22 protein-coding genes and 3 tRNA genes are annotated in these 23,542 nt (G+C 64.0%); 6 read left to right on the top strand and 19 right to left on the bottom strand.

The window, feature by feature from the left end:
* Positions 1–9 precede the first annotated feature (9 nt).
* Positions 10–210, top strand: a complete 201-nt coding sequence (gene yacG, locus MXC11_RS00710) for a DNA gyrase inhibitor YacG (RefSeq protein WP_250003895.1) — start codon at positions 10–12, stop codon at positions 208–210.
* A 5-nt stretch (positions 211–215) separates the two neighbouring features.
* Here the strand turns inward: yacG and MXC11_RS00705 are convergent, their stop codons facing one another.
* On the bottom strand, positions 216–908 hold the full coding sequence (locus MXC11_RS00705) for an energy-coupling factor ABC transporter permease (protein ID WP_250003893.1): 693 nt from the start codon (positions 906–908) through the stop codon (positions 216–218).
* Positions 905–1,378 (bottom strand): FAD/FMN-containing dehydrogenase, encoded by a 474-nt coding sequence (locus MXC11_RS00700; protein ID WP_462938084.1) that lies wholly within the window; start codon positions 1,376–1,378, stop codon positions 905–907. The genes MXC11_RS00705 and MXC11_RS00700 overlap by 4 nt, the downstream gene beginning before the upstream one ends.
* A gap of 393 nt (positions 1,379–1,771) precedes the next feature.
* On the opposite strand from MXC11_RS00700, the gene MXC11_RS00695 reads away from it, so the two are divergent.
* Positions 1,772–3,064, top strand: a complete 1,293-nt coding sequence (locus MXC11_RS00695) for an NAD(P)/FAD-dependent oxidoreductase (protein ID WP_250003890.1) — start codon at positions 1,772–1,774, stop codon at positions 3,062–3,064.
* 144 nt (positions 3,065–3,208) lie between these two features.
* On the opposite strand, the gene MXC11_RS00690 is transcribed toward MXC11_RS00695, so the two are convergent.
* The 6 genes from MXC11_RS00690 to rluD all read right to left on the bottom strand — a co-directional run bounded on the left by MXC11_RS00690 (position 3,209) and on the right by rluD (position 8,057).
* Positions 3,209–3,283 (bottom strand) — tRNA-Lys (locus tag MXC11_RS00690).
* 5 nt (positions 3,284–3,288) lie between these two features.
* Positions 3,289–3,365: transfer RNA gene (locus MXC11_RS00685), tRNA-Pro, on the bottom strand.
* A 9-nt stretch (positions 3,366–3,374) separates the two neighbouring features.
* Positions 3,375–3,450 (bottom strand) — tRNA-Asn (locus tag MXC11_RS00680).
* A 200-nt stretch (positions 3,451–3,650) separates the two neighbouring features.
* Positions 3,651–6,215, bottom strand: coding sequence for an ATP-dependent chaperone ClpB (gene clpB, locus MXC11_RS00675; protein ID WP_250003888.1), 2,565 nt, complete (start codon positions 6,213–6,215; stop codon positions 3,651–3,653).
* 133 nt (positions 6,216–6,348) lie between these two features.
* On the bottom strand, positions 6,349–7,098 hold the full coding sequence (gene pgeF, locus MXC11_RS00670) for a peptidoglycan editing factor PgeF (RefSeq protein ID WP_462938081.1): 750 nt from the start codon (positions 7,096–7,098) through the stop codon (positions 6,349–6,351).
* Positions 7,095–8,057: a 23S rRNA pseudouridine(1911/1915/1917) synthase RluD gene (gene rluD, locus MXC11_RS00665; protein WP_250003886.1), complete on the bottom strand. Its 963-nt coding sequence runs from the start codon at positions 8,055–8,057 to the stop codon at positions 7,095–7,097. Before rluD ends, pgeF begins: the two co-directional genes overlap by 4 nt.
* A 147-nt stretch (positions 8,058–8,204) precedes the next feature.
* Here rluD and MXC11_RS00660 point away from each other — a divergent pair, with 147 nt between their 5' ends.
* Positions 8,205–9,197 (top strand): outer membrane protein assembly factor BamD, encoded by a 993-nt coding sequence (locus tag MXC11_RS00660; RefSeq protein WP_250003884.1) that lies wholly within the window; start codon positions 8,205–8,207, stop codon positions 9,195–9,197.
* 66 nt (positions 9,198–9,263) lie between these two features.
* Here the strand turns inward: MXC11_RS00660 and MXC11_RS00655 are convergent, their stop codons facing one another.
* Positions 9,264–10,898: an NAD+ synthase gene (locus tag MXC11_RS00655; RefSeq protein WP_250003882.1), complete on the bottom strand. Its 1,635-nt coding sequence runs from the start codon at positions 10,896–10,898 to the stop codon at positions 9,264–9,266.
* A 203-nt stretch (positions 10,899–11,101) separates the two neighbouring features.
* Between MXC11_RS00655 and MXC11_RS00650 the strand changes: the two genes are divergently transcribed.
* The 3 genes from MXC11_RS00650 to MXC11_RS00640 all read left to right on the top strand — a co-directional run bounded on the left by MXC11_RS00650 (position 11,102) and on the right by MXC11_RS00640 (position 13,890).
* Positions 11,102–11,332, top strand: a complete 231-nt coding sequence (locus tag MXC11_RS00650; RefSeq protein WP_250003880.1) for a PP0621 family protein — start codon at positions 11,102–11,104, stop codon at positions 11,330–11,332.
* Between the two features lie 229 nt (positions 11,333–11,561).
* Positions 11,562–12,899 carry an NADP-specific glutamate dehydrogenase gene (gene gdhA / locus MXC11_RS00645; protein ID WP_250003878.1) on the top strand — a complete coding sequence of 446 codons (1,338 nt, stop codon included), beginning with the start codon at positions 11,562–11,564 and terminating at the stop codon, positions 12,897–12,899.
* A 145-nt stretch (positions 12,900–13,044) separates the two neighbouring features.
* Complete coding sequence (locus tag MXC11_RS00640; protein WP_250003876.1) at positions 13,045–13,890, top strand: response regulator transcription factor; 846 nt, start codon at positions 13,045–13,047, stop codon at positions 13,888–13,890.
* Positions 13,891–13,896: 6 nt separating this feature from the next.
* Here MXC11_RS00640 and MXC11_RS00635 read toward each other — a convergent pair whose 3' ends face one another.
* Genes MXC11_RS00635 through MXC11_RS00590 form a run of 10 tightly spaced genes read right to left on the bottom strand, consistent with a single transcriptional unit; the run spans position 13,897 to position 23,512 of the window.
* Entirely contained in the window at positions 13,897–14,937 is a 1,041-nt protein-coding gene (locus MXC11_RS00635; RefSeq protein ID WP_250003873.1) for a tetratricopeptide repeat protein, read from the bottom strand.
* 1 nt (position 14,938) lies between these two features.
* Positions 14,939–15,901 carry a type II secretion system F family protein gene (locus tag MXC11_RS00630; RefSeq protein WP_250003872.1) on the bottom strand — a complete coding sequence of 321 codons (963 nt, stop codon included), beginning with the start codon at positions 15,899–15,901 and terminating at the stop codon, positions 14,939–14,941.
* Positions 15,902–15,924: 23 nt separating this feature from the next.
* Positions 15,925–16,911 carry a type II secretion system F family protein gene (locus MXC11_RS00625; RefSeq protein WP_250003870.1) on the bottom strand — a complete coding sequence of 329 codons (987 nt, stop codon included), beginning with the start codon at positions 16,909–16,911 and terminating at the stop codon, positions 15,925–15,927.
* A complete protein-coding gene (locus tag MXC11_RS00620) occupies positions 16,908–18,359 on the bottom strand; it encodes a CpaF family protein (RefSeq protein ID WP_250003868.1) in 1,452 nt (483 codons plus the stop codon). Before MXC11_RS00620 ends, MXC11_RS00625 begins: the two co-directional genes overlap by 4 nt.
* Complete coding sequence (locus MXC11_RS00615) at positions 18,352–19,572, bottom strand: AAA family ATPase (protein WP_250003866.1); 1,221 nt, start codon at positions 19,570–19,572, stop codon at positions 18,352–18,354. Before MXC11_RS00615 ends, MXC11_RS00620 begins: the two co-directional genes overlap by 8 nt.
* Positions 19,566–20,048, bottom strand: coding sequence for a TadE/TadG family type IV pilus assembly protein (locus MXC11_RS00610; protein ID WP_250003864.1), 483 nt, complete (start codon positions 20,046–20,048; stop codon positions 19,566–19,568). The genes MXC11_RS00615 and MXC11_RS00610 overlap by 7 nt, the downstream gene beginning before the upstream one ends.
* The gene (locus MXC11_RS00605; RefSeq protein ID WP_250003862.1) at positions 20,048–20,521 is read right to left on the bottom strand and encodes a TadE/TadG family type IV pilus assembly protein; all 474 of its coding nucleotides are present in this window, start codon (positions 20,519–20,521) and stop codon (positions 20,048–20,050) included. The genes MXC11_RS00610 and MXC11_RS00605 overlap by 1 nt, the downstream gene beginning before the upstream one ends.
* Positions 20,522–20,529: 8 nt before the next feature.
* On the bottom strand, positions 20,530–21,858 hold the full coding sequence (locus MXC11_RS00600; RefSeq protein ID WP_250003860.1) for a TadE/TadG family type IV pilus assembly protein: 1,329 nt from the start codon (positions 21,856–21,858) through the stop codon (positions 20,530–20,532).
* Between the two features lie 29 nt (positions 21,859–21,887).
* Positions 21,888–22,157 (bottom strand): hypothetical protein, encoded by a 270-nt coding sequence (locus MXC11_RS00595; RefSeq protein WP_250003858.1) that lies wholly within the window; start codon positions 22,155–22,157, stop codon positions 21,888–21,890.
* 14 nt (positions 22,158–22,171) lie between these two features.
* Positions 22,172–23,512: a type II and III secretion system protein family protein gene (locus MXC11_RS00590; protein ID WP_250003856.1), complete on the bottom strand. Its 1,341-nt coding sequence runs from the start codon at positions 23,510–23,512 to the stop codon at positions 22,172–22,174.
* Positions 23,513–23,542 lie beyond the last annotated feature (30 nt).

Here is a 23,542-nt window from a genome sequence, read left to right as displayed (position 1 = left end):
GGAGCCCCCATGCCAAGCCCTGCGACCATTCCCTGCCCGACCTGCCAACGCCCGGTGACCTGGCACCCGGAAAATCGCTGGCGGCCATTTTGCAGTGAACGCTGCAAGCTGATCGATCTGGGCGCCTGGGCGGCCGGCGAGCATGCAATCCCCGGTGACAACCTCGAAGACGCCGCGTTCAGCAATGAGCTGGAAACGCGGCAGCACTGAGTGGATCAAGGCTCGCGGCGACGGTCTTCCTGCCAAGGGGCCTGCAGGTAGCGGGTGCGGTTGAAGGTCTCCAGCCAGTCCGGGTAGAACACCACCAGGGCGGTGACCACCAGCCCGTTGATGAAGGCCTCGGGGAACACTACCAGCCACAGGTAGCCGACAAATTCGTCCAGCCAGGGCGGCATGGCAAACAGGCCATCGGCCAGCAGGATCCCCAGCCCGGCCAGCACGCTGGCCAGCGTCGCCAGCGCTGAGGGGAAGAATCCGCTCAGGAAGATGTAGACGAACAGGTTCTCCGGCTGACGGCGCTCCACTGCGCGGGCGCAGTATTCGGTGATCAGCACGGGAATCAGCACCATCAGCAGCGCATTGACGCCAAGTGCCAAGGCATCCTGGCGCCCCAGCGCTACCAGCGCCAGCTGCGCGGCAAAGCCCGCCAAAATCGCCAGCGGCCAGTCCAGCAGCAGGGTTACGGCGGTCATGCCAAGAAAGTGATAGGACAGCCCCGCGGGAAAATCCCGGCGCACCAGCCAGAGTACGAACAGCGCCAGCACCGTACCGAACAGCAGGTGCTGGCGGCGACTGTCACTGAACAGCTCCACCCAGGGCGCCCTGCGCAGCGCAATCAGCAGGCTGGGCCCGGCAATGATCGCTCCCAGCCAGAGGCTGGCCTCGGAGAGTAAGCTGGCCGCGATCACGGTGCCCGTTGCTCCAGTGCGGCCTTGAGCGGTGCGCTGCTCAGATACTCCCGACGCTCAAGGACGACGCCCTTCTCCAGCTGCAGCCAGAGCACGCCCTGCTCCGGGGCGCGGTACTGCGGCACCACCTGCGCCTCGCGATCCAGCAGCACGCGATAGGGATAATCACGCATGGCCGGGATGGCGAACAGGCTGCCGATCAGCCGCGGCATCCGGCTGACATCGGCCAGAAACAGCGCGCCACGCGCCTCCAGCGAGCCCGGCTCCGCACCGGCCATGGCCTGCTCGAGCAGCTTGGCACCCTCCATGCTGCGCGCCACCAGCAGCACCTCCAGCGAGTCATCGAGGGTATAGGGGCGATCAAACTGATCCTGCAATGACCAGGATGCCAGTCGCTCACCCGGCTCCACCGCCAGTGCCGGGGCCGCCAGCAGCGCCAGCGCCAGGCCGATCCAGAATGTCTTCACGATAGGTCTCCACAGCGTCGAACAGATCCGGCGCCGCCCAACGCGACACCTGCCGAGCGCAGTCTACACCGCCCCCTGCCCGCCGCGAGGCCCTGCGACACCCTGTGCAGGATGGCCGCCCTGCAGCCGTCACGGGCGAGCCCGGAAACGGGCGATCACCGCCCAAAGAGGGTCTTGACATACACTGGAGTCGCGTTGTTTCAAACCCTACTTAAGCCTAGAATGTATTTCATTTTCCGAGACGGCTACCCGGCTTCATGGACCCTGTATCGCCGCCCCACGCGGCCATCTGCCATTGCCCATTGCCTACCCCGACAGTCGCGCCCCTGACACGCCCCACTGCCCGCAGGATGCCCCGTCTCGCCGATTTCCTTCCCAGCCTTGCGAGAATGCTTCATGACTCATCACATCGTGATTGTCGGCGGTGGTGCCGGCGGGATCGAACTGGCGACCCGCCTGGGGCGCCGGCTCGGCAAACGCCAACGCGCACGCATCACACTGGTCGACGCCAACCGTACCCACATCTGGAAACCGCTGCTGCATGAAGTGGCCGCCGGATCGCTGAACTCCTCGGAAGATGAGCTGAATTACGTCGCTCAGGCCAAGTGGAACCACTTCGACTTCCAGCTGGGGCGCATGTCCGGCCTGGATCGGGCGTGCAAGGTGATCCAGCTGGAGGCACTGTTCGATGAATCCGGCGCCGAGCTGATTCCCTCGCGGGAAATCAGCTATGACACGCTGGTGATTGCCGTTGGCAGCACCACCAATGACTTTGGCACGCCGGGGGCGGCCAAGCACTGCATCTGCCTGGACACGCGCCAGCAGGCGGAGCGCTTCCACCAGCTGCTGCTTAACCAGTATTTCCGCGCCCACGCCCGCCCCGATACCAGCACCCAGATCAATGTCGCGATTGTCGGCGCCGGCGCCACCGGGGTCGAGCTGGCTGCCGAGCTTCACCATGCCGCCCGCCTGCTGGCCGCCTATGGCCTGGATGATATTCGCCCGGAAAATCTGCGCCTGACCCTGATTGAAGCCGGCCCGCGCGTACTGCCCGCCCTGCCAGAGCGGATCGGCGTGCCGGTGCACAGCACCCTCGAGAGGCTGGGTGTTCAGGTGATCACCGGCTCAGCGGTCAAGGAGGTAACGGCTGCCGGCCTGCATACCAGCGACGGACGCTTCATCCCGGCCACCCTCAAGGTCTGGGCAGCGGGCATTCGGGCGCCACAGTTTCTGGCTGACCTGGATGGCTTGGAGAGCAACCGCATCCAGCAGCTGGCGGTACTGCCCACCTTGCAGACCACCCGCGATGCCGACATCTTTGCCTTTGGCGACTGCGCGGCCTGCCCCATGGGAGATGGCAAGCTGGTGCCGCCCCGCGCCCAGGCGGCTCACCAGCAGGCAGCCCTGCTGGCCCGCAGCCTGCAGCGGCGCCTGGAAGGCAAACCCCTGCTGGAATACACCTATCGGGACTATGGCTCGCTGATTTCCCTGTCCGCCTTCAGCGCGGTCGGCAATCTGATGGGTAACCTGACCGGCAGCGTGATGCTGGAAGGACGCCTGGCCCGCTGGTTCTATGTTTCGCTCTATCGCCTGCACCAGATGGCGCTCTACGGCAAGCTGCGCACCCTGATGCTGATGCTCGGCAACCGCCTGGGACGCAGCACAGAACCACGCCTCAAGCTGCACTGACGCCGATGACCGGCAACCTCTGGTGTGCTGCCGGTCATCCACCCTGCTGACACACGGACCGCAGATTTTCACGACCTGGAAAACAAAAACCCGGATCACTTAGCGTGATCCGGGTTCTCTGAACCTCGGCAAGCGAGGTAAATATGGTGGGTCGTGTAGGGGTCGAACCTACGACCAATTGGTTAAAAGCCAACTGCTCTACCACTGAGCTAACGACCCTGAATTGGTCGGGGTAGAGAGATTCGAACTCCCGACATCCTGCTCCCAAAGCAGGCGCGCTACCAGACTGCGCTATACCCCGCCTAGAAGTTGGCTCCGCGACCTGGACTCGAACCAGGGACCCAATGATTAACAGTCATTTGCTCTACCGACTGAGCTATCGCGGAACTTCGAGACTTCCAACCCTCTACAGTTGCTGATCTTTCGATCGGCTCACCGTTTCAGTGGGGCACATTTTACGGACTGCGAATCCTGTGTCAACAGGGAATTTCATTTTTTCAGAAAAAAGCGCTTTGTACTCAGGGACATGCAGATCGACAGCACTCACCCGCCGCGGCGCAAAAACCGACGCGGCGGGCGATCAGCCTCAGGCGAAGACGATCTGCTCACCCTCGACCCGCGCATGGATGGTCGCCCCCGCGGCGAACTCCCCAGCGAGGATCTGCTGCGCCAGCGGGTTCTCGATCCAGCGCTGGATCGCCCGCTTGAGCGGCCGTGCGCCATACACCGGGTCGTAGCCGACGGCGATCAGCTTCTCCCGCGCCTCCGGGGTCAGCTCGAGCGTCAGCTCGCGCTCGGCCAGGCGCGAACGCAGGCGCGCCAGCTGGATCTCGGCGATGCCGCCGATCTGCTCCTTGCCCAGCGGGTCGAACACCACCACCTCGTCGATGCGGTTGATGAACTCGGGGCGGAAATGCTGGCTGACCGCATCCATCACCGCGGCGCGCTGCGCCTCGGGATCGCCGACCAGCTCCTGGATCTGCGCCGAGCCGAGGTTGGAGGTCATCACCACCACGGTGTTCTTGAAGTCCACGGTGCGGCCCTGGCTGTCGGTCAGGCGGCCGTCTTCCAGCACCTGCAGCAACACGTTGAACACGTCCGGATGGGCCTTTTCCACCTCGTCCATGAGAATCACCGAGTACGGCTTGCGGCGCACCGCCTCGGTCAGGTAGCCGCCCTCCTCGTAGCCGACGTAGCCGGGCGGGGCACCGATCAGGCGGGCCACCGAGTGCTTTTCCATGAACTCGGACATGTCGATGCGCACCATGGCCTCCTCGGTATCGAAGAGGAACTCAGCCAACGCCTTGCACAGCTCGGTCTTGCCCACCCCTGTCGGACCGAGGAACAGGAACGAGCCACTGGGACGGTTGGGATCGGCCAGACCGGCGCGTGAGCGACGCACCGCGTTGGATACCGCGACGACCGCCTCGTGCTGGCCGATCACCCGCTGGTGCAGGCCGTCCTCCATGCGCAGCAGCTTGTCGCGCTCGCCTTCCATCATCTTGGCCACCGGGATGCCGGTCCACTTGGAGACCACCTCGGCGATCTCCTCGTCGGTGACGCGATTACGCAGCAGCTGCTTTTCCTTCTGCTCGCTGCTGTCGACGCTGGCCAGCTTGCGCTCCAGCTCCGGAATCACCCCGTACTGCAGCTCGGCCATGCGCTGCAGGTTGCCTTGGCGGCGCGCGGTTTCCATGTCGGCACGGGCCTGCTCGAGCTGCTGCTGGATCTGTGCCGAGCCTTGTACCTCGGCCTTCTCCGACTTCCAGATCTCCTCGAGGTCGGCGTACTCGCGCTCGAGCTTGGCGATGTCCTCCTCCAGCTTGGCCAGGCGTTTTTTCGTCGCCTCGTCGGTTTCCTTCTTCAGCGCCTCGCGCTCGATCTTCAACTGGATCAGCCGGCGATCCAGGCGATCCAGCGCCTCGGGCTTGGAATCGATCTCCATGCGGATGCGGCTGGCCGCCTCGTCGATCAGGTCGATGGCCTTGTCCGGCAGCTGGCGGTCGGTGATGTAGCGGTGCGAGAGCTTGGCCGCAGCGATGATCGCGCCGTCGGTGATGGTCACCCCGTGGTGCACCTCGTAGCGCTCCTTGAGGCCGCGCAGGATGGCGATGGTGTCTTCCTCGCTCGGCTCGTCGACCAGCACCTTCTGGAAACGACGCTCCAGCGCGGCGTCCTTCTCGATGTACTGGCGGTACTCATCGAGGGTGGTGGCGCCCACGCAGTGCAGCTCGCCGCGCGCCAGCGCCGGCTTGAGCATGTTGCCGGCGTCCATCGCGCCCTCGGCCTTGCCGGCCCCCACCATCGTATGCAGCTCGTCGATAAACAGGATCACCCGGCCTTCCTGCTTGGCCAGCTCATTGAGCACCGCTTTGAGGCGCTCCTCGAACTCGCCGCGGAACTTGGCGCCGGCGATCAGCGCGCCCATGTCCAAGGAGAGCAGGCGCTTGTCCTTGAGGCCATCCGGCACCTCGCCGTTGACGATGCGCTGGGCCAGGCCCTCGACGATGGCGGTCTTGCCCACGCCCGGCTCGCCGATCAGCACCGGGTTGTTCTTGGTGCGCCGCTGCAGGACCTGGATGGTGCGGCGGATCTCATCGTCACGACCGATCACCGGATCCAGCTTGCCGTCCTCGGCGCGCTTGGTCATGTCGACGGTGTACTTGTCCAGCGCCTGGCGCGACTCCTCGGCGTTGGGGTCGTTGACCGCCTCACCGCCGCGCAAATTGCTGATGGCATTTTCCAGCGCCTGTTTGCTCACCCCCTGGGCGAGCAGCAGCTTGCCCAGCTTGGTGGCGTTATCCAGCGCGGCAAGCAGCACCAGCTCGCTGGAGATGTACTGATCGCCCTTCTGCTGAGCCAGCTTGTCAGCCAGATTGAGCAGGCGGGCGAGATCCGGCGACAGGTTCACGTCGCCGGTGGGATTCTGGATCTTCGCCAGCTCATCCAGCGCCTTGCTCAGCGCACTGCGCAGCGCGGCGATGTCGAAGCCAACCTGCATCAACAGCGGGCGGATCGAACCGCCCTGCTGCTCGAGCAGCGCGGACATCAGGTGCAGTGGTTCGATGGCGCTGTGGTCGCGGCCCACGGCCAGCGACTGGGCATCGGAGAGGGCCAGTTGAAGCTTGCTGGTCAAACGGTCGATACGCATCGTGCGGATTCCTGTCTCGGCGGCACGCCCGGCGGAGTCGCCAGCGCGCCTGGTAAGGTGGCTTACAGGATAGATGCGGACAATTACAGGCGATTCAAGGGGCGCCGCCTTGACGCGGATCAACCCTGACGGCTCAGGAATACACGGGCTCCAGCCAGATCAGGCTGGCCAGCCGCCCGGTGCGCGGCTCGCGGCGGTAAGAATAGAAACGCTCGGCTTCGCCGTAGGTGCAGCGCCCTCCACCGTAGACAGCCTCGACACCGATCGCCGCCAGTCGGATACGCGCTAGCCGGTACAGATCGGCCATAAAGCGCCCGGGATGGGCGCTGTGTACAAAGGCTGCAGCGGCCTCGGCATGCTGACTGACAAAGGCATCACGCACCTCAGCACCGACCTCGAAGGCCTGCGGGCCGATGGCCGGCCCAAGCCAGGCCAGCACCCGATCCGCCGGACACTCCAGCGCCGCCACCGTGCGCTCCAGCACCCCCGCCGCCAGACCGCGCCAGCCGGCATGCGCCGCCGCCACCCGCGTAGCGGCCAGGTTGCAGAAAAGGACCGGCAGGCAGTCGGCGGTCAGGATGGTACAGGCCACCCCGGGCGCCGCGCTCCAGCTGGCATCCGCTTCCAGCACCCGGGCCGGGTCAGCTTCGACCACGGCCACGCCATGCACCTGATTGAGCCACGCCGGCTGACAGCCCAGCAACGCCTGCAGACGCCGGCGGTTCTCAGCCACCGCCTGTGGATCATCCCCGACATGCTCGCCCAGATTGAGGGTCGCAAAGGGCGCCTGGCTGACACCACCGGCGCGCGTGGTGACCACGGCACGCACCCGGGCTGGCGCTGGCCAGTCGGGGATCAGTAGGTCGTCCAGGCTAAGGCTCATCCGATAAACGCCTCACGATCACCGCGCAAGAGATTGAGCAGCTCGACAAAATCATCCGGCAGCGGCGATTCCCAGCCCATCCGCTCGCCCGTGGCAGGATGCTCAAGCTCAAGGAAGCGGGCATGCAGCGCCTGACGCGGGAAATGCCGCAGGGCATCGACCAGCACCGGATTGGCCGCCGGCGGAATGCGGAAACGCCCGCCGTACACCGGATCACCGACCAGCGGGAAGTGGATGTGCGACATATGCACACGGATCTGGTGAGTGCGCCCGGTCTCCAGCTTGACCCGCACATGGGTGTGGGCCCGGAAGCGCTCCAGCACCCGGTAATGACTGACCGCAGGCTTGCCACCCGCCGTCACCGCCATTTTCTGACGCTGCTGGGAGTGCCGGCCGATCGGCTCGTTGACCGTACCGCCGGCGATCACCACGCCCAGCACGATGGCCTCATAGACCCGGCTGACAGAACGCGCCTGCAGCTGCGCCACCAGCTGGGTATGGGCCTCGAGAGTCTTGGCCACCACCATCAGGCCGGTGGTGTCCTTGTCCAGACGGTGGACGATACCGGCACGCGGCACGCTGGCCAGCTGCGGGGCGTGGTGCAGCAGGGCATTGAGCAGGGTGCCATCGGCGTGACCGGCCGCAGGATGCACCACCAGCCCGGCCGGCTTGTCGATCACCAGCAGGTGCTCGTCTTCATAGACGATCTCCAGGGCGATGTCCTGGGCCTTGAATTCGACCTGCGCCTCGCGCTCGGCCTCCAGCGCCAGGCAGGCGCCACCGTAGACGATGTCGCGCGGGCGCAGCACAGCGCCATTGACCGTCAGGCGGCCTTCCTTGATCCAGCCGGCCAGGCGCGAGCGTGAATGTTCGGGGAACAGCTGGGCGGCCACCTGGTCGAGACGCTGCCCGCCCAGTTCGGAAGGCACCTGAGCGTTGAGTTGGATGATTTCGGGCATGGAGGGCATCGCAGGAGGGCCGGACAGCTTTGGTTTCGGCTAACGGCTTGTGGTTAAATACGGCGAAATTTTCCCCGGAAAATCCGGGGCGCCCATCATAACAGGCCGGCCCCTGCCACGCACCCGGCCCCAGGGAATCCACGCGCCATGCAAGTGAAACACCTGCTGCTGATTGCCACCCTCGCCCTGACCGCCGCCTGCTCCTCCAAACAGCCCATCGACGAGTCGCTGAGCGAGACCGAGCTGTACCGTCAGGCACAGACACACCTTGACAACCGCAGCTATACCCTGGCCGTCGATACCCTCAAGGCGCTGGAGTCACGCTATCCCTTCGGCCGCTATGCCGAGCAGGCGCAGCTTGAGCTGAGCTATGCCTACTACAAGAATCAGGAGCCGGAGGCGGCACGCGCCGCCGCTGAGCGCTTCATCCGCCTGCACCCCCAGCACCCGAACGCCGACTACGCCTGGTACATGAAGGGCCTGGCCTCCTTCGACCGGGATCGCGGCCTGCTGGCGCGCTTCCTGCCACTGGATATGACCAAGCGTGATCCGGGCGCGGCGCGTGACTCGTTCAACGAGTTCGCCCAGCTGGTGTCCCGCTACCCCGCCAGCCGCTATGCCCCGGACGCCAAGGCGCGGATGATCTACCTGCGCAACCTGCTGGCCGCCTACGAAGTCCACGTCGCCCGCTACTACCTCAAGCGCGAGGCCTATGTCGCCGCCGCCAACCGTGGCCGTTATGTGGTGGAAAACTTCCAGCAGACCCCCGCGGTGGCCGATGGCCTGGCGATCATGACCGAAGCCTATTTGCGCACCGGCCTTGAGGAGCCGGCCGCTCGCAGCCTGGCTACCCTCAAGCTCAACCACCCCGAGCACCCCTCGCTGGAAAGCGGCGAGTTCGTCCCCAGCGAGCAGGAGGCCGATACCCGCTCCTGGCTGAGCCAGGCCACCTTGGGCCTGCTGGAGAGCGAAGCGCCGCTGCCGCCGGGTGAGACACGCGCGAGCCAAGACATGGAGCGCCTGTACCGCAACGCCCTTGATGAACTGCCCAGAGATCTGGACACCCCACAGGCGGAAGCGGAAGCGCCCAGCCCTTCGCGCTCCTGGTGGAGCCGGCTGAGCTTTGGCCTGTTCGACTGAGCCGGCCAGACTGACACAAAAGGGGAGACTCGCCAGAGCCTCCCCTTTTTCATGCCCGCCCGCTGCTCAGTCGCCGATCGGCCAGTGTGAGGTGATCGGGTAGCGGCGATCACGACCAAAACCGCGCTGGGTAATCCGCGGGCCGATGGCGGCCTGGCGGCGCTTGTATTCGTTGAGATCGACCAGCCGCAGAATCCTGCGCACCGTCGCCGCGTCAAATCCCTGCGCGGTGATGGCCTCGGCAGACTGATCCTCCTCGACATACAGACGCAGGATCTCATCGAGTACCGGATAAGGCGCCAGCGAGTCCTCATCCTTCTGATCCGGCGCCAGCTCAGCCGATGGCGGCCGGTCGATGACCCGCTGTGGAATCACCTCGCCGTTCAGGCTGTTGCGGTACTCGCAGAGGCGGAATACCAGGGTCTTGGGCACGTCTTTGAGCACATCGAAGCCACCGGCCATGTCGCCATACAGCGTGCAATAACCGACTGCCACCTCGCTCTTGTTCCCGGTGGTCAGCACCAGATAGCCCTTTTTGTTGGAGATCGCCATCAGCAGGGTGCCACGGCAACGCGCCTGCAGATTCTCCTCGGTGGTATCGCGCCCCAGCCCGGCAAAAACCGGCGCCAGGGTACCCATGAAGGCCTCGACCATCGGTGCAATCGGCAGCACCTGATAGCTCACGCCCAGGGTGCGCGCCTCCGCCTCGGCATCCTCCAGACTGATCTGCGCGGTATAGCGGTAGGGCATCATCACCGCCTCGACGTACTCGGCGCCCAGGGCGTCCACGGCGATGGCCAACGTCAGCGCTGAATCAACTCCTCCGGAAAGACCGAGCACCACCCCCTTGAAGCCGTTTTTCTGCACATAGTCACGCACCCCCAGCACCAGCGCGCCATAGACGCTGGCCTCATCACTGGCCAGCGCTGCACAGGCCGCCACCTGCGGCTGCAGCGTCTGCGCCTCGACATTCAGCTCAGCGAGAAACAGCCCCTCCTCATAGGCCGGTGCGCGCTGGCACAGGCTGCCATCCGCAGCGATCACACACGAGCCGCCGTCAAACACCAGCTCATCCTGGGCGCCGACCTGATTGACATAGAGGATCGGCATATCACCCTCACGGGCGCGTGCCGCCAGCACCGCCTCACGCTCGAGCTGCTTGCCCCGGTGAAATGGCGAGGCATGCAGACTCAGCATCAGCCGCGCGCCGGCCGCACGCGCTGCCGCCATCGGACCGGGATGCCAGAGATCCTCACAGATCCCCAGCGCCACCGGCACACCGGCCACCTCCACCACACAGGGCGTATTCCCCGGCTCGAAGTAGCGCTTCTCATCGAAGACCTGATAGTTGGGCAGGCACTGCTTAAAGTAGCGCGCCCGCATTTCGCCATCCTCGATCAGCGCGCAGGCGTTGTAACGGCACCCCTGCTCAACCCACGGAAAACCGACCAGCAGCCGGATGCCGCGCACCTCAGCACACAGGCGCGCCAGCGCCGCCTCGATCCGCCGCTGCATGCTGTCGCGCAGCAGCAGATCCTCCGGTGGATAGCCACACAGCGACAGCTCCGGGAACAGGACCAAATCGGCCTGCCAGCGCTCGCGGGCCTCGTGAGCGGCGGTAATGATCCGCTCGAGATTGCCGTGGATATCACCAACGCGCAGGTTGAGCTGGGCCAGGACGACCCTCAGGGTGGAATTCATGATCGGCGCTATCCTCAAAAGGCTGACGGCCCCTGCACTGGCAGGCGAGCCACGAGACTGAGCATTGTCCCGCAAGGCCCTACACGCAAACAACGTGCCGGCCCTGCTGGGCGACGCTTTGGCCACTGGCTACACTCACCCCCCGACCCGGCCAACAACCAACCGCCGGGCACCTCACTGATCGACCAAACAGGAACCCGGCCATGGCCCGCCTGCTGCTGCTATTTGCCCTTGCCCTTCTGCTCACCTGGTTATGGCGGCGGCTGCGCAACCGGCCGCCGCGCCGCCCCGCGCCGCCCACCCAGGCTGAGCCGATGGTGCGCTGCCAGCACTGTGGGCTGCACGTGCCGCGCGAAGAGGCACTGGGCAGCGCGCCGCACTGGTACTGCAGCCAGGCGCACCTGGAAGCTGATCGCGCCAAGCAGGACTCCTAAGCGGCACGCGCACCAAACCATTGCACTGAAAAGCCCCAAAGTCGTGCAAAAAATGTACAGACACATCGCATTGCGACCACCGGCACGGCACAAACTTACATAAAAGCACCAAAAAGTTTCATCAAAGCGTCACCCTGCACTATCGCAATGCAGGCAAGACCTGCTAAATTTCGCCGCACGCCGGGATTCGGCAACGACTTCATCGCAATAAGACCTTCGAGGCATTCCAATGTCCCTGACCCTTGACGCTTTCCTCGCGCAGATCAAGCAGCGCGATCCCAACCAGCCCGAGTTCCACCAGGCCGTGGAAGAAGTCGTGCGCAGCCTCTGGCCGTTCCTTGAAGCCAACCCGCGCTACATGCAGGCCGGCATCATCGAGCGTATTGTCGAGCCTGAGCGCGTGATCATGTTCCGGGTACCGTGGGTCGACGATCAGGGCAAGGTGCAGGTCAACCGTGGCTTCCGCATCCAGATGAACAGCGCCATCGGCCCGTACAAGGGCGGCCTGCGCTTCCATCCGTCGGTAAACCTCAGCGTGCTGAAGTTCCTCGCCTTCGAGCAGGTGTTCAAGAATTCCCTGACCTCCCTGCCCATGGGCGGCGGCAAGGGCGGTTCCGACTTCGATCCCAAGGGCAAGAGCGATGCTGAAGTCATGCGCTTCTGCCAGTCGTTCATGAGCGAGCTATACCGCCACATCGGCGCTGACCTGGACGTACCGGCCGGCGACATCGGCGTCGGCGCCCGCGAGATCGGCTTCATGTATGGCCAGTACAAGCGCCTCGCCAACGAGTTCACCTCGGTGCTGACCGGCAAGGGCATGAGCTACGGCGGCAGCCTGATCCGTCCAGAAGCCACTGGTTATGGCTGCGTGTACTTCGCCGAAGAAATGCTCAAGTCCCGCAAGGAGAGCTTCGACGGCAAGCGCGTGACGATCTCCGGTTCGGGCAACGTCGCCCAGTACGCCGCCCTCAAGGTCATGGAACTGGGTGGCAAGGTGATCTCGCTGTCCGACTCCACCGGTACCGTCTACTTCGAGAACGGTCTGACCAAGGAGCAGTTCGACTTCCTGATGGACCTGAAGAACGTGCGCCGTGGTCGTATCGAGGAAATGGCCACCACCTTCGGTGCCCAGTTCCTGGCCGGTCAGCGTCCGTGGGGCCTGGCGTGCGATGTCGCCCTGCCGTGCGCCACCCAGAATGAGCTGGATGCCGACGACGCCCGCACCCTGATGAAGAACGGCTGCTTCTGCGTGGCTGAAGGCGCCAACATGCCGTCCACCCTCGAGGCGGTCGATCTGTTCATCGAGGAAGGCATCCTCTATGCCCCGGGCAAGGCTTCGAATGCCGGTGGCGTGGCAGTTTCCGGCCTGGAAATGAGCCAGAACGCCATGCGCCTGCTGTGGACCGATGGCGAAGTGGATGCCAAGCTGCACAGCATCATGCAGAACATCCACCAGGCCTGCGTCACCTACGGTGAAGAAAACGGCCGCATCAACTATGTGAAGGGCGCCAACATCGCCGGCTTCGTCAAGGTTGCCGACGCCATGCTGGCCCAGGGCGTGGTCTGATCCACACCCTGCTCTGAAAAGGGGCTGGTTGCGCTACGCAGCCAGCCCCTTTTTCGTTAAGGATCGCACACCCCCTTCACCGCCGGTGGCATGAACGCTCCGCCTGATCTTCACTGAAAGCAGTTCAGTGCCTCAGGAGCGATACATGCACGCAGCAACGAACGATGCCCCCCACCCGCCTCACCTGCTGTGGATCGACCTGACCACCAGCGGTCACGCGGGCGTTGCCCAGCAGCTGTTCAGCGCACACTGCACCGTACAGACCTACCCCCTGGACGCTCGCCAGAGCCCGCTGGCAAGCCTGCCGGATGCCGACATGCTGTGCCTGCAATTCGACGCGCCCGATGCGGCCGGCCTCAACCGGCTGGTGGAAATCCGCCAGCGCTTTCCGCACTTGCCCATCACCATGCTCACGGTGCAGCACTCGGAAGAGCTGGCCGTCTGGGCCTTTCGCGCCGGGGTGTGGGACTACTTGACCCTGCCGCTCAGCGACCATGAGCAGCGGCGCTATCTGGAGGCGCTGAACGCCCTGTGTCAGCCGCGCAACCCCGGCTCCAGCAGCAAACGTGCCCGCCTGCAGCGAACCCCGCCGCTGCCTGAAACCATCCGCCTGAGCCGTCAGCCATCTCCCAGACCGCTCCAGGCCGCACTGAAGTACATCGACACGCATTACCGCCAACCGATCAGCGAGGCCTATCTGGCGCAACTGTGCGGCATGTCCCCCAGCCGCTTCAGCCGCCTGTTCAAGCAGTGGTGCGGCATCGGCTTTCAGGATTATCTCAAGGAAAAACGCATGCAGGCCGCGCGCGATCTGCTGCTCAACAGCAATGTGGCTATCTCAGGGGTCGGCTACCTGCTGGGCTTCCGTGACCCCTCGTATTTCACCCGCTGCTTTCGCCAGTTCTTTGGCTGCAGCCCCAGTGAATACCGCCAGAATACGGCGCAGCAGAGCGCTTCCACGCCATCACCTGCCACGCAGAGCGCGGACTGAAGCGGTTCAAGGCTGTGGCTGACGTACCGGCAACAGGCCTGCTTCGGCCGCCGGCACGCTGACCAGCGGCCCCTGCAGAGTGCGGGCATCACCACCGCGGCTGCGCAGATTGCGCACCTGCTGCACGCGGCGCAGATTCTGTGCCGCTACCTCGTAATGCGCCGGCGCCAGATCGATTGCGGCACGGAAGAACCGCTCCGCTTCACTCAGCTTACCCTCGATCAGGCAGACATAACCGACATCATTGCTCGCCTCGGCGCGCGCCCCGACCTGTTCAAAGGCCGACAGCGCCTCTTCATAGCGACCCATGCGCGCCAGCAGCAGGCCATAGTTACGCCACGCGGGTTTGTAGGCTGCATCGGCCCCCAGCGCCTGGCGATAGGCCTGATAGGCACCCTCCCAGTCACCGGCCAGATAACGTGAATAGCCAAGGCTGTTGGCGGCCAGCGCCGACTGCGGGCTGACTTGCAGCGCCAGACGGTAATAACGCTCTGCGGTGGAGAAATCGTTGCGCAGATCCGCCAACACGCCCAGCCCGTTGTACAGCCGCATTGGGGAGCGGTCATCGACCCGTGGTGGCTCCTCTGCGGGTGTTTTCAGACGCTGCTGATCCACCCGCAGCGCCTGCATCAGGGTTTCCGTAGCCTGCTCGTACTGGCGCTGCGCGATCTGCAGGGTACCCAGCTCGCTCAGGGCGGCCAGTTGCTGCGGATCACGCTCCAGAACATCGTCCAGCGCCATGCGGGCCAGCGCATAGTTGCTGCGCTCGCGGTGAATACGGGCCACCCAGATCAGCGCCTCGGCACGCTTGGGATCCAGCTCGCTGGCGCGCAAGTATTGAAAGAGCGCCTGATCACGGTCGCCAGCCCGATAGGCCGCAGCGGCCATCGCCATGGCCTGATCGGCACTCCCGCCCTTCTTGCCCACCTCGTAGAGTACAGAACGATCGCCGTCATAAAGATTGCTGCGTGTGTTCGCCACGCCACCGCCGGACTGACACCCGCCCAGCACCGTGATGGCTACTGCCAGCATTGCGATTCTGTACATATCACATTCTCCCGAACACCTTGAGCACACCGAGTGCAGCCGGCCCGATCACCACCACAAAGAAACTCGGCCACAGGCACAAGATTAGTGGAAAGATCAGCTTGGTGCCGACCTTGGCGGCCTGCTCCTCCGCGGCCTGGGTGCGCCGGTCACGGAACTCGTCGGCGTAGATGCGCAGTGTGTCAGCGATACTGGTGCCAAAGCGGATACTTTGCGAGAGCAGGCTGACCAGACCGCGCACATCCTCAAGCCCGGTACGCTCGGCCAGGTGCCGCAGCGCATCGGGTGAACTGACCCCGGCCCGCACCTCGGCATTGACCAGCGCCAGCTCCTCGGCCAGATCACCGTGACTGACCTGCATCTCATCGGCTACCCGATCAATCGACTGTGGCAGCGACAACCCCGACTCCACGCACACGACCAAAAGGTCCAGCGCATCGGGGAAGGCAGCCCGCAGGGAATCCATGCGCGTATTACGCTGATTGTCCAGATAGATCGCCGGAACCAGCCAGCCCAGCCCCGCCGCACTCACCAGCAGCAAGATCTCGAAGGTCGCATTGAGCGCTTCAACCAGCGGGATGGCCAGCAGCGCCAGCCCCACCAGTACCGCCATCAGCGACAAGCGAGCCGCCCAGAACACCTGCAAGGCGTTGGGGCTGCGAAACCCCGCGTGCAGCAAACGCATGCGCAGCGATTGGCTGTCGGTATTCTCAGGATGCACAAAGCGTGCGCCCATCTGCTGCAGGGCGCCCTCCAGCCCACCACCGGCAGCCGCGCCAGCGTCGCGGCCCCGCCCTTTCACCGACTCAATACGCCGCTTGACCGGGCTGCGCAGATTGATCACTACCATGCCGACAGTGGCCACCAGCAACGCCACGCCACAACCCAGCACCGCCAGAAACAACAGGCGGGCCTGTTGTGGGTCAGCCAGCAGGTCTTGCAGCAACTTCAGCAGACTTTCCATGGGCTTGCTCCTTCGTCACCGTCTCACACCTGAATGCGGATGACCTTCCTGATCCAGAAAATGCCCAGCAACATCAGGACAAACGCCGCCATGACCATTTTTTGCCCGGCCGGCTCATTGACCAGCATCGGCAGGTACTCTGGCGAGGTGATCGACATGATCATCACCAGCACAAACGGGATGGCAACCAGCAGCCAGGCCGACAGCCGCCCCTCAGCCGACAGGGTGCGCACCTTGCGCTGGAAACGAAAACGCGCCCGGATCAGGGTGCTCAGACGCTCGAGAATCTCGGTCAGGTTGCCGCCGGTCTCCCGGTGCAGCAGGATCGAAGTCACCAGCATCATCACCGTCATGCTGGGCATACGCTCCAGGAGCCCCAGCATGGCGCGGCGCACATCATTACCGTAGTTGATGTCCGCGAAGGTCATGCCGAACTCGTCCGCCACCACGCCTTTCTGCTCCTCGGCAACCAGGCGCAGGGCCTCCCCAAAGGGGTGGCCGGCACGCAGGGCGCGCACGATGGCATCCAGTGCATCGGGCAGCCCCTCTTCAAAGGCATCAAAGCGCTTGGCACGATCCTGAGACAGCTTGAGGATCGGCAGCCAGAACAACACCAGGCACAGCAGCAACGAAACCCACCACATACCCAGTAACCAGGCACTGACAACAGCCGCCGTCAGCCCCAGGCCCAGCCCCAGCAGCACAACACGGTAAGCCCGGTAATCATGCCCGCCCTGCTCGATCATCTGGCCCAGCGCCTCCATGCCCGGAAGCCGCTCCAGCAAGGCTTCAAGGGGTGACAGGCGGCGCAGGTACTTCTCGCGCAGCACCACCTGCAGACTCGGCTGATTGGTGACCTGCTCCAAGTGCTTGATACGCTGGTGAATCCGCTTGCGTACCTGACCCGCCTCACTGAACGCCGGCACCACCGCGCCCTGGCTGAGCAGGAACACCGACAGAAAGACCATGCCAAAAAAGACCAGGATCAACTCGAGCGGGATCTGGTTCATGAGGATTTCTCCTCCATCCACTCCGGACGGAACAGCGTCAGCGGCAGATCAATGCCGCGCTTGAGCAGCTTCTCGCGGAAGGCTGGCACCATGCCGGTCGGCTTGTAATCCCCCAGCACCTCGCCGCGCTCGCCGATACCCCGGCGCTCGAAGCAGAAGATTTCCGTCATGGTGATGACATCGCCTTCCATGCCGTTGATCTCCTGCACGCTGACCAGGCGACGCTTGCCGTCCTCCTGACGCTCCAGCTGGACCACCACATGGATGGCCGACGCGATCTGCTGGCGCAGCGCCTTGATCGGGAAGGTTGCCCCGGTCATCGCCACCATGTTTTCAATCCGGTTCAGCGCATCACGGGGCGAGTTGGCGTGAATGGTGGTCAGCGAGCCGTCATGCCCCGTGTTCATGGCCGCCAGCATGTCCAGCGCCTCGGTACCACGCACCTCCCCGACCACAATGCGGTCAGGGCGCATCCGCAGACTGTTGCGCACCAGCTCGCGCTGGTTGACGCCCCCCTTGCCCTCGATGTTCGGCGGGCGGGTCTCCAGGCGCACCACATGGGGCTGCTGCAGTTGCAGCTCGGCCGAGTCCTCGATGGTCACGATGCGCTCATTATGGGGAATGAAGCTGGACATCACGTTGAGCATGGTGGTCTTACCGGTACCGGTACCACCGGAAATCAGCACGTTCATCCGCCCGCGTACCACCGCCTTGAGCACCATGGCGATCGAGGGCGTCAGGGTGCCGCGCTCGACCAGGCTATCGGAGTTGAGCAGATCGACCGAAAAGCGGCGGATCGACAGGCTCGGCCCGTCAATGGCCAGCGGCGGGATGATCGCGTTGACCCGCGAGCCATCCTTGAGGCGCGCATCGACCAAGGGTGACGACTCATCAATGCGCCGCCCAAGGCTTGAAACAATCCGGTCGATGATATTCAGCAGATGCGTGTCGTCACGAAACTGCACGTCGGTCTTCTGCAGCTTGCCAAAGCGCTCGACATACACCGCCTTGGCGCCATTGACCAGGATGTCGGAAACCGTTGGGTCGCACAGCAGCGGCTCCAGTGGCCCCAGCCCCAGCACCTCATCCGTGACCTGTTTCACGATCAGCTGGCGGCTGGCCATGCTCACCGGCACAGCGTTCTCGTTGAGCAGGCGCTGGCACACTTCCTGAATCTGCCGGATGGCCTCCTCGCGCTCCAGGCTGTCGAGCAGTGACAGATCCATCACCTTGAGCAGCTGCTCATAAATACGATCCCGCCACTCGCCTTCCAGCTGATTGAGCCGAGTACGGGTGCTGTAGATCTCCAGCGGGGCGGCATTCTCCCAAGATTGCGGCTCAACGGCCGGGGCTGGAGCACTCTCTTGCCCGCCGTCGCGCACCTTGAGAGGCGCCGGATTGCTCTGCGCCACCCGGTGACGCAGACGGTTGCGCAGTTCATCAAGCATGATCGCGTCTCCCGAACAGACGGCCTACGGTGCGCGCCAGCAGACCTTGGTGATGGTCAGGACGCTCGCCGTGCAGATGGTGGGCCAGCTTGACCAGGGCCAGCGTAATCGGCGCATGGGGCGCATTGATTCTCAACGGAATCCCGGCGTTCTGACTCTCGCTGACCACTTTGAAGTCATTGGGCAGGGTCATCAGCGTGCCGACCGGCAGTGCTTCCTCGATATCCTCAAGGGTCACCGGCGCGGCCTTGCTGTAGCGGTTGATCAGCTTGATCAGCCGGTTCTCCTGAACCCCGATGTCATCACGCAGGATGCCCAGCAGACGGGTGGCGTCCCGCAGGTGGCTGACGCTCTGCTCCAGCACCATCAATACCTGATCGGCCTGCTCCAGCGTGGTGCTGCTGAGGTGATCAATATGCCGCGGCAGATCGACCACGACAAAATCAAAAGTCTGCCGCGCCAGTGTGAGCAGTGTTTCCAGCTGCTCGGCTTCCACATCAAAGGGCAGGTACCATTCGTGGGCACGCCCACCGAGCAGGTACAAATTGTCGCTGTAACGGGCGCAGAATCCGGTCAGCGCGACGCCATCCAGATCATGGCTCTGCTGCAGCACCTCGACATGACTGTGGGTGGGCGTGACATCCAGGTAATGCGCGGCGCTACCAAATTGCAGGTCCAGATCCAGCAGCAGCACCTTGGCATCCAAGCTCAGTTGGTGGGCCAGGTTGGCAGCAATCAGGGTCGCTCCTGAACCACCCTTGGCATTGATGACCGCCACCAGCTGGCCGCGCCCGCCTTCCCGGCTGCTGTACTCGCGCTGAATACGCTGCACGGCGGCGCGCAACTCCTGATCATCCAGCGTGTCAGGCAAAAGATCGCGCGCCCCCGCCTGCATGGCCAGCCGCGTGCTGTCCGCGCCATCCAGCGCGCCGACCACCAGCAACGCCGGACGCTCGCTCGGGCGCAGTTGCAGCAGGGCCGCCAGTGCTTCGCGGCCGTGGCTGCCGACATGGAGCATAAGAATATCCGGCCGCGGATCGACACCGCGCAGCGGATCGCAGTGCTGCTCGTCACTCAGGCTCGCACTGACCTGCAGCCCCGACACACCCTCACAGACGGTTTGCAGGCGCCGCAGGTACTGGGGATCTTCACTGCTGATATGCAGACGACAGGCAGCGCTCCCTGTAGCCGTTGATTCCTTGGGTTTCAGCATGGTGTGTTCTCCGTCCCTTCCGGATAGCGCCCGAGACTCTCGCGCGGCAGGATGGCGCGGAAGGTCTGCAGTTCGATGGTTCCCCCGATAAAGGGAATCAGCAGATTGAATTCAAAGCCACTGAGCGAGACCTCAACGAAGCGGATCTGCAAGTATCCATCCGGGGTATCCGGTACGCCGACTTCCACGCCCTGCTCATCGAGATAGCGCAAGGTGAGTTGCCCGGTATCGAGCTGACTGATCAGACGGCTCTCCGTGCTGCCAGCTTCAGCAAATACCGCTCGTCGCAAAATGGTCTCATCATGGATATAGCACACCGCTGCCAGACGCGCTCCGCGCCTTACCGATTCGTTGAGCACGTTGACGGTATAGAGCAGACGCCCCATCTCGAGCACGGCAAACAGCACGATCAACAGCACCGCCCCGACGATGGCAAACTCGACAACATAGATTCCTTGTGCCCGCTGCCTGTTCATCACAAAGCCCTCATCACAGTGCTGGCGACCAGCTCAATGTCCAGCGCAATAGGCTCACCGAACAGGCCGGGCAGCGCCTGGCGAATCGCCGGGCGGAAGGTGTAGCGGATTGTGACCCGCACATGCTCGTCACCCTCTGCCACCACCTCGACGGCGTCCGTCGCCAGACCCGGCAGCAGAGGCTCGGTCAGTGCTGCGGGTGAGCCATACACCGCCAGGTTGCTGACCACCGGCTGGATGCGATCCAGATTTATATTGCGGGTCACCGGATCGGTGACATGGCGCGCGGCATACCCTGCTGCATCGCGGCTGCTCTGCAGCAGCACGTTGTAGTGGGACAACAGCCGCCCCACCTCACCCACAGCCAGCAGCAACAGCAGCAGCACGGGAATGCACAGCGTGAACTCGATGATCGCAAAGCCACCCTGGCGCGTCCCTGACGTGCGCAGCAGCCCTCGTGCGCTCTTGTTCATGTTGCCTCCTAGGAGTCCTGCCCTGGCTGACCATCATTCTGGTAAGCCTTGAACAGCTGGATCACCTGCGGCCCGCTCGTCGCCGACGGGTTGATAGTCGGGTAGCCCTCGGTGGTCTCGCAGGATTCGACGAACTGGCCAAAGACTGGCGCACTGGGGTTATTGATGTCCTGAACCAGATAAAAGCAGCCAAAACCAACAATCGGCACCTCTACCTTGCCCGCCACCTTGCCCGTACAGTCACCCAGCACAATAGGCAGAATGCGGCGCTGGTACGCACCATCACTGTTGCAGGACGCACCACCAGTACCTGCCAGACAGTTAGCGGAGTCGCGGGCCCAGTCCTGATAGTCAAACAGTGCCTGGGTACCTGCGGTCAGGTTGCCGTCAGCATCCGCCACCACAGGCTCACCCGCATACTTGGCCACCTCGCCATCCAGCACGATACGCTGCGTGAATGTGGTCACCAGATCACGGGGAGCCCGAGCAGGGGGCGTGGTATTCGGGCAGAAGAAGTTAGAACCCTCGAAGCGGGCATTCACCCCCCCCTGCACGGGCCCCGTATTCTGGCCAGGCTGGACGTTGACGTTTTGACCAACTGCCAGGCATTCATGAGACCCGCAGGCCAGGGCTTCGCGCAGCTCATTCGCACCGCCACCGATACCTGCCATATCGACCCACAGGTACTCACCCTTTTTCAGGGCCTGGTTATTGGCCGGCGTACTCAGGCGGCTCAACTCACCAAAACGAAAGCCCCAGTAACCCTCGCTGCTCGGAGGAATGCTCGGATCGACGCAGACCAGAATCGGCACCAGATCGCAGGGCGCGGAAGGACTCGGCCCCGCTACGGCAACTGCCGCCACCTCCTTGTCAGGCAGGCTGCTGCCACTGGCCAGACTCATCAGTCGCCAGAAGAAACCGGTCAGCCCGAACTCCTCCACGCTGACACGCACATAAGCCGCATCCGCCGGTGCGCTCGTGCTGTAGGGGCCATACAGCGCGCGGGAGAACTCCACCACCGCAAAGTCAGCCGCCGAGCTGCGCTCAGCCAGCTCCTCGTTGCCCACGGCCGCGGCATTGCGCGCCAGCGTATCGAGGGCATCCGCGCGGGCCAGCGCCTCCATATCGGTTGGGTTGCCGCGCTGGCGCAGCAAGGTCTTGGCGCCACTGAGCGCTGCCGCATCCACCGCATTCTGCAGGCGGGTCTTGTTGAGCAGCAGGTGCCCGCCGTCCAGCGCCAACCCCGCCATCACCAGCAGGGCCAGCATCGCCACGGTGAGCAGCACCGCCACAGCGCCGCGCTGCCTGCAGGGCTGCAGCTGTTGGATATTGCGCATGGATCGGCTCATGGGCGTTGCCCTCTACGTCAGTCGTTGACACGAATCTCGATGGGCTTACTCACCTGGCGGGCCTCGCCTTTTGCGGCACGGTAGGCGTTGATGACATTTTCAGTCAGCGGCCCGTCGGTGCCTGCCGGTGACAGCTCGGTGCCCGGATCTGCCGCACGCGGCTGATCGACGATCTGCGAGTACTGCACGGCGCGCACGGTCTCGCCCTGCTCACCAACCCGCGCAAGGTCGTAGGACATACAGCCGCTCAGCAGAAGCAGCAGCGCAGCAGGAATCATCACGTTCATGGCAGTGCCCTCATTCAATCCAGATCGTGGCCGAAGCGGCCCTCGCTGATGCCCAGGCTGACCGGTACGCGGTGCTCACCGGTATCACCCTTGGTCTTGCCCAGCAGGTAGAAGTCCAGATCGCTCGGTTCCACGAAGCGCTCGGTCGGCAGGCGCACCGCCCGGGCATCGGTCGGCTTGACCAGATAGGGCGTTACCAGAATCACCAGCTCCGTCTCACCACTGATGAACTCCTGACTGCGGAACAGATGCCCCAGCACCGGGATGTCACCCAGCCCCGGGAAGCGACTGACAAAATCACGCGCACTGTCGTTGATCAGCCCCGCAATCGCGATGGTCTGCCCGTCACCAAGCTCTACCGTCGACTTGGCGCTGCGCTTGGTCAGCGCAGGCACGACCTGGCTGACCGCCGTGTTGCCACCTAGGCCGGTGTTGAGCAGCACGCTGTTGGTGTTGCTCAGCTCGCTGACCAGCACATTCAGGTTGAGGTTGATACGCCCGGAGTCGAGCACCACCGGCATGAACTTCACCCCGACGCCAAATTCCTTGTAGTCGATGGTGATGCCATCGTTGTCACTGACCGGAATCGGGAACTCGCCCCCGGAGATGAACTCAGCCTGCTGGCCGGTCAGGGTGGTCAGGGTCGGCTCGGCAAGGATCTTGGCCGAACCGTTGTCCTTGGCTGCCTCGATGACCATGTCCAGGGTGAAGTTGTCCGATGCAAAGCTGGCCAAAAGGCCCTTGCCACTGCCGAACAGCCCGCTGGCAAGACCGGTCGCATTATTGAATCCGCCGATGTTCCAGCGCCCGGATGAGCCAAAGTCCAGCGCCTTGAAGTTCACGCCGATGCGCTTGATCAGGCTGCGCTGCATCTCGGCCACCTTGACCTCCAGCATCACCTGCTGACTGCCACCGATGCTCATCAGGTTGATCACCTGCAGGGAGCGGCTGGGCGCCGCCTTGGCCGCTTCCCCCTCGCCCTGCACGATGCTCTCGCTCTGCGCGGCATAGGTCTTGGCCACCTTGATGGCCGTATCCATCACCGCCGCACTCGACACCTGGCCACGCAGCACCAGAGAGCCCTGCGAGCTGTACACGGCAATCCGCTCATTGGGGAACAGCTCATGCAGCTGCGCCTTGAGCTGATTCAGGTCGTGTACCACCGCCACGTCCAGCGTCTCGATCAGGCGGCCACGGGCATCCCAGAGCATCACGTTGGTGCTGCCCAGGGCGCGCCCCAGCAGGTATAGCTCATTGGGGTTGGTGATCAGGACGTCGGCAATGCCGGGATTACCGACTGAAATGCGCCGGATGCCCGTCGGGGTATCCAGTACCCGCGACTTGTAAATCGGCACTTCGATGCTGCCCGTGTGTCCACCGGCTGG

The sequence above is a fragment of the Pseudomonas eutrophicaquae genome, assembly GCF_023544715.1.
Lineage (GTDB): Bacteria > Pseudomonadota > Gammaproteobacteria > Pseudomonadales > Pseudomonadaceae > Geopseudomonas.
This window is presented reverse-complemented; position numbering and strand designations above follow the sequence as displayed.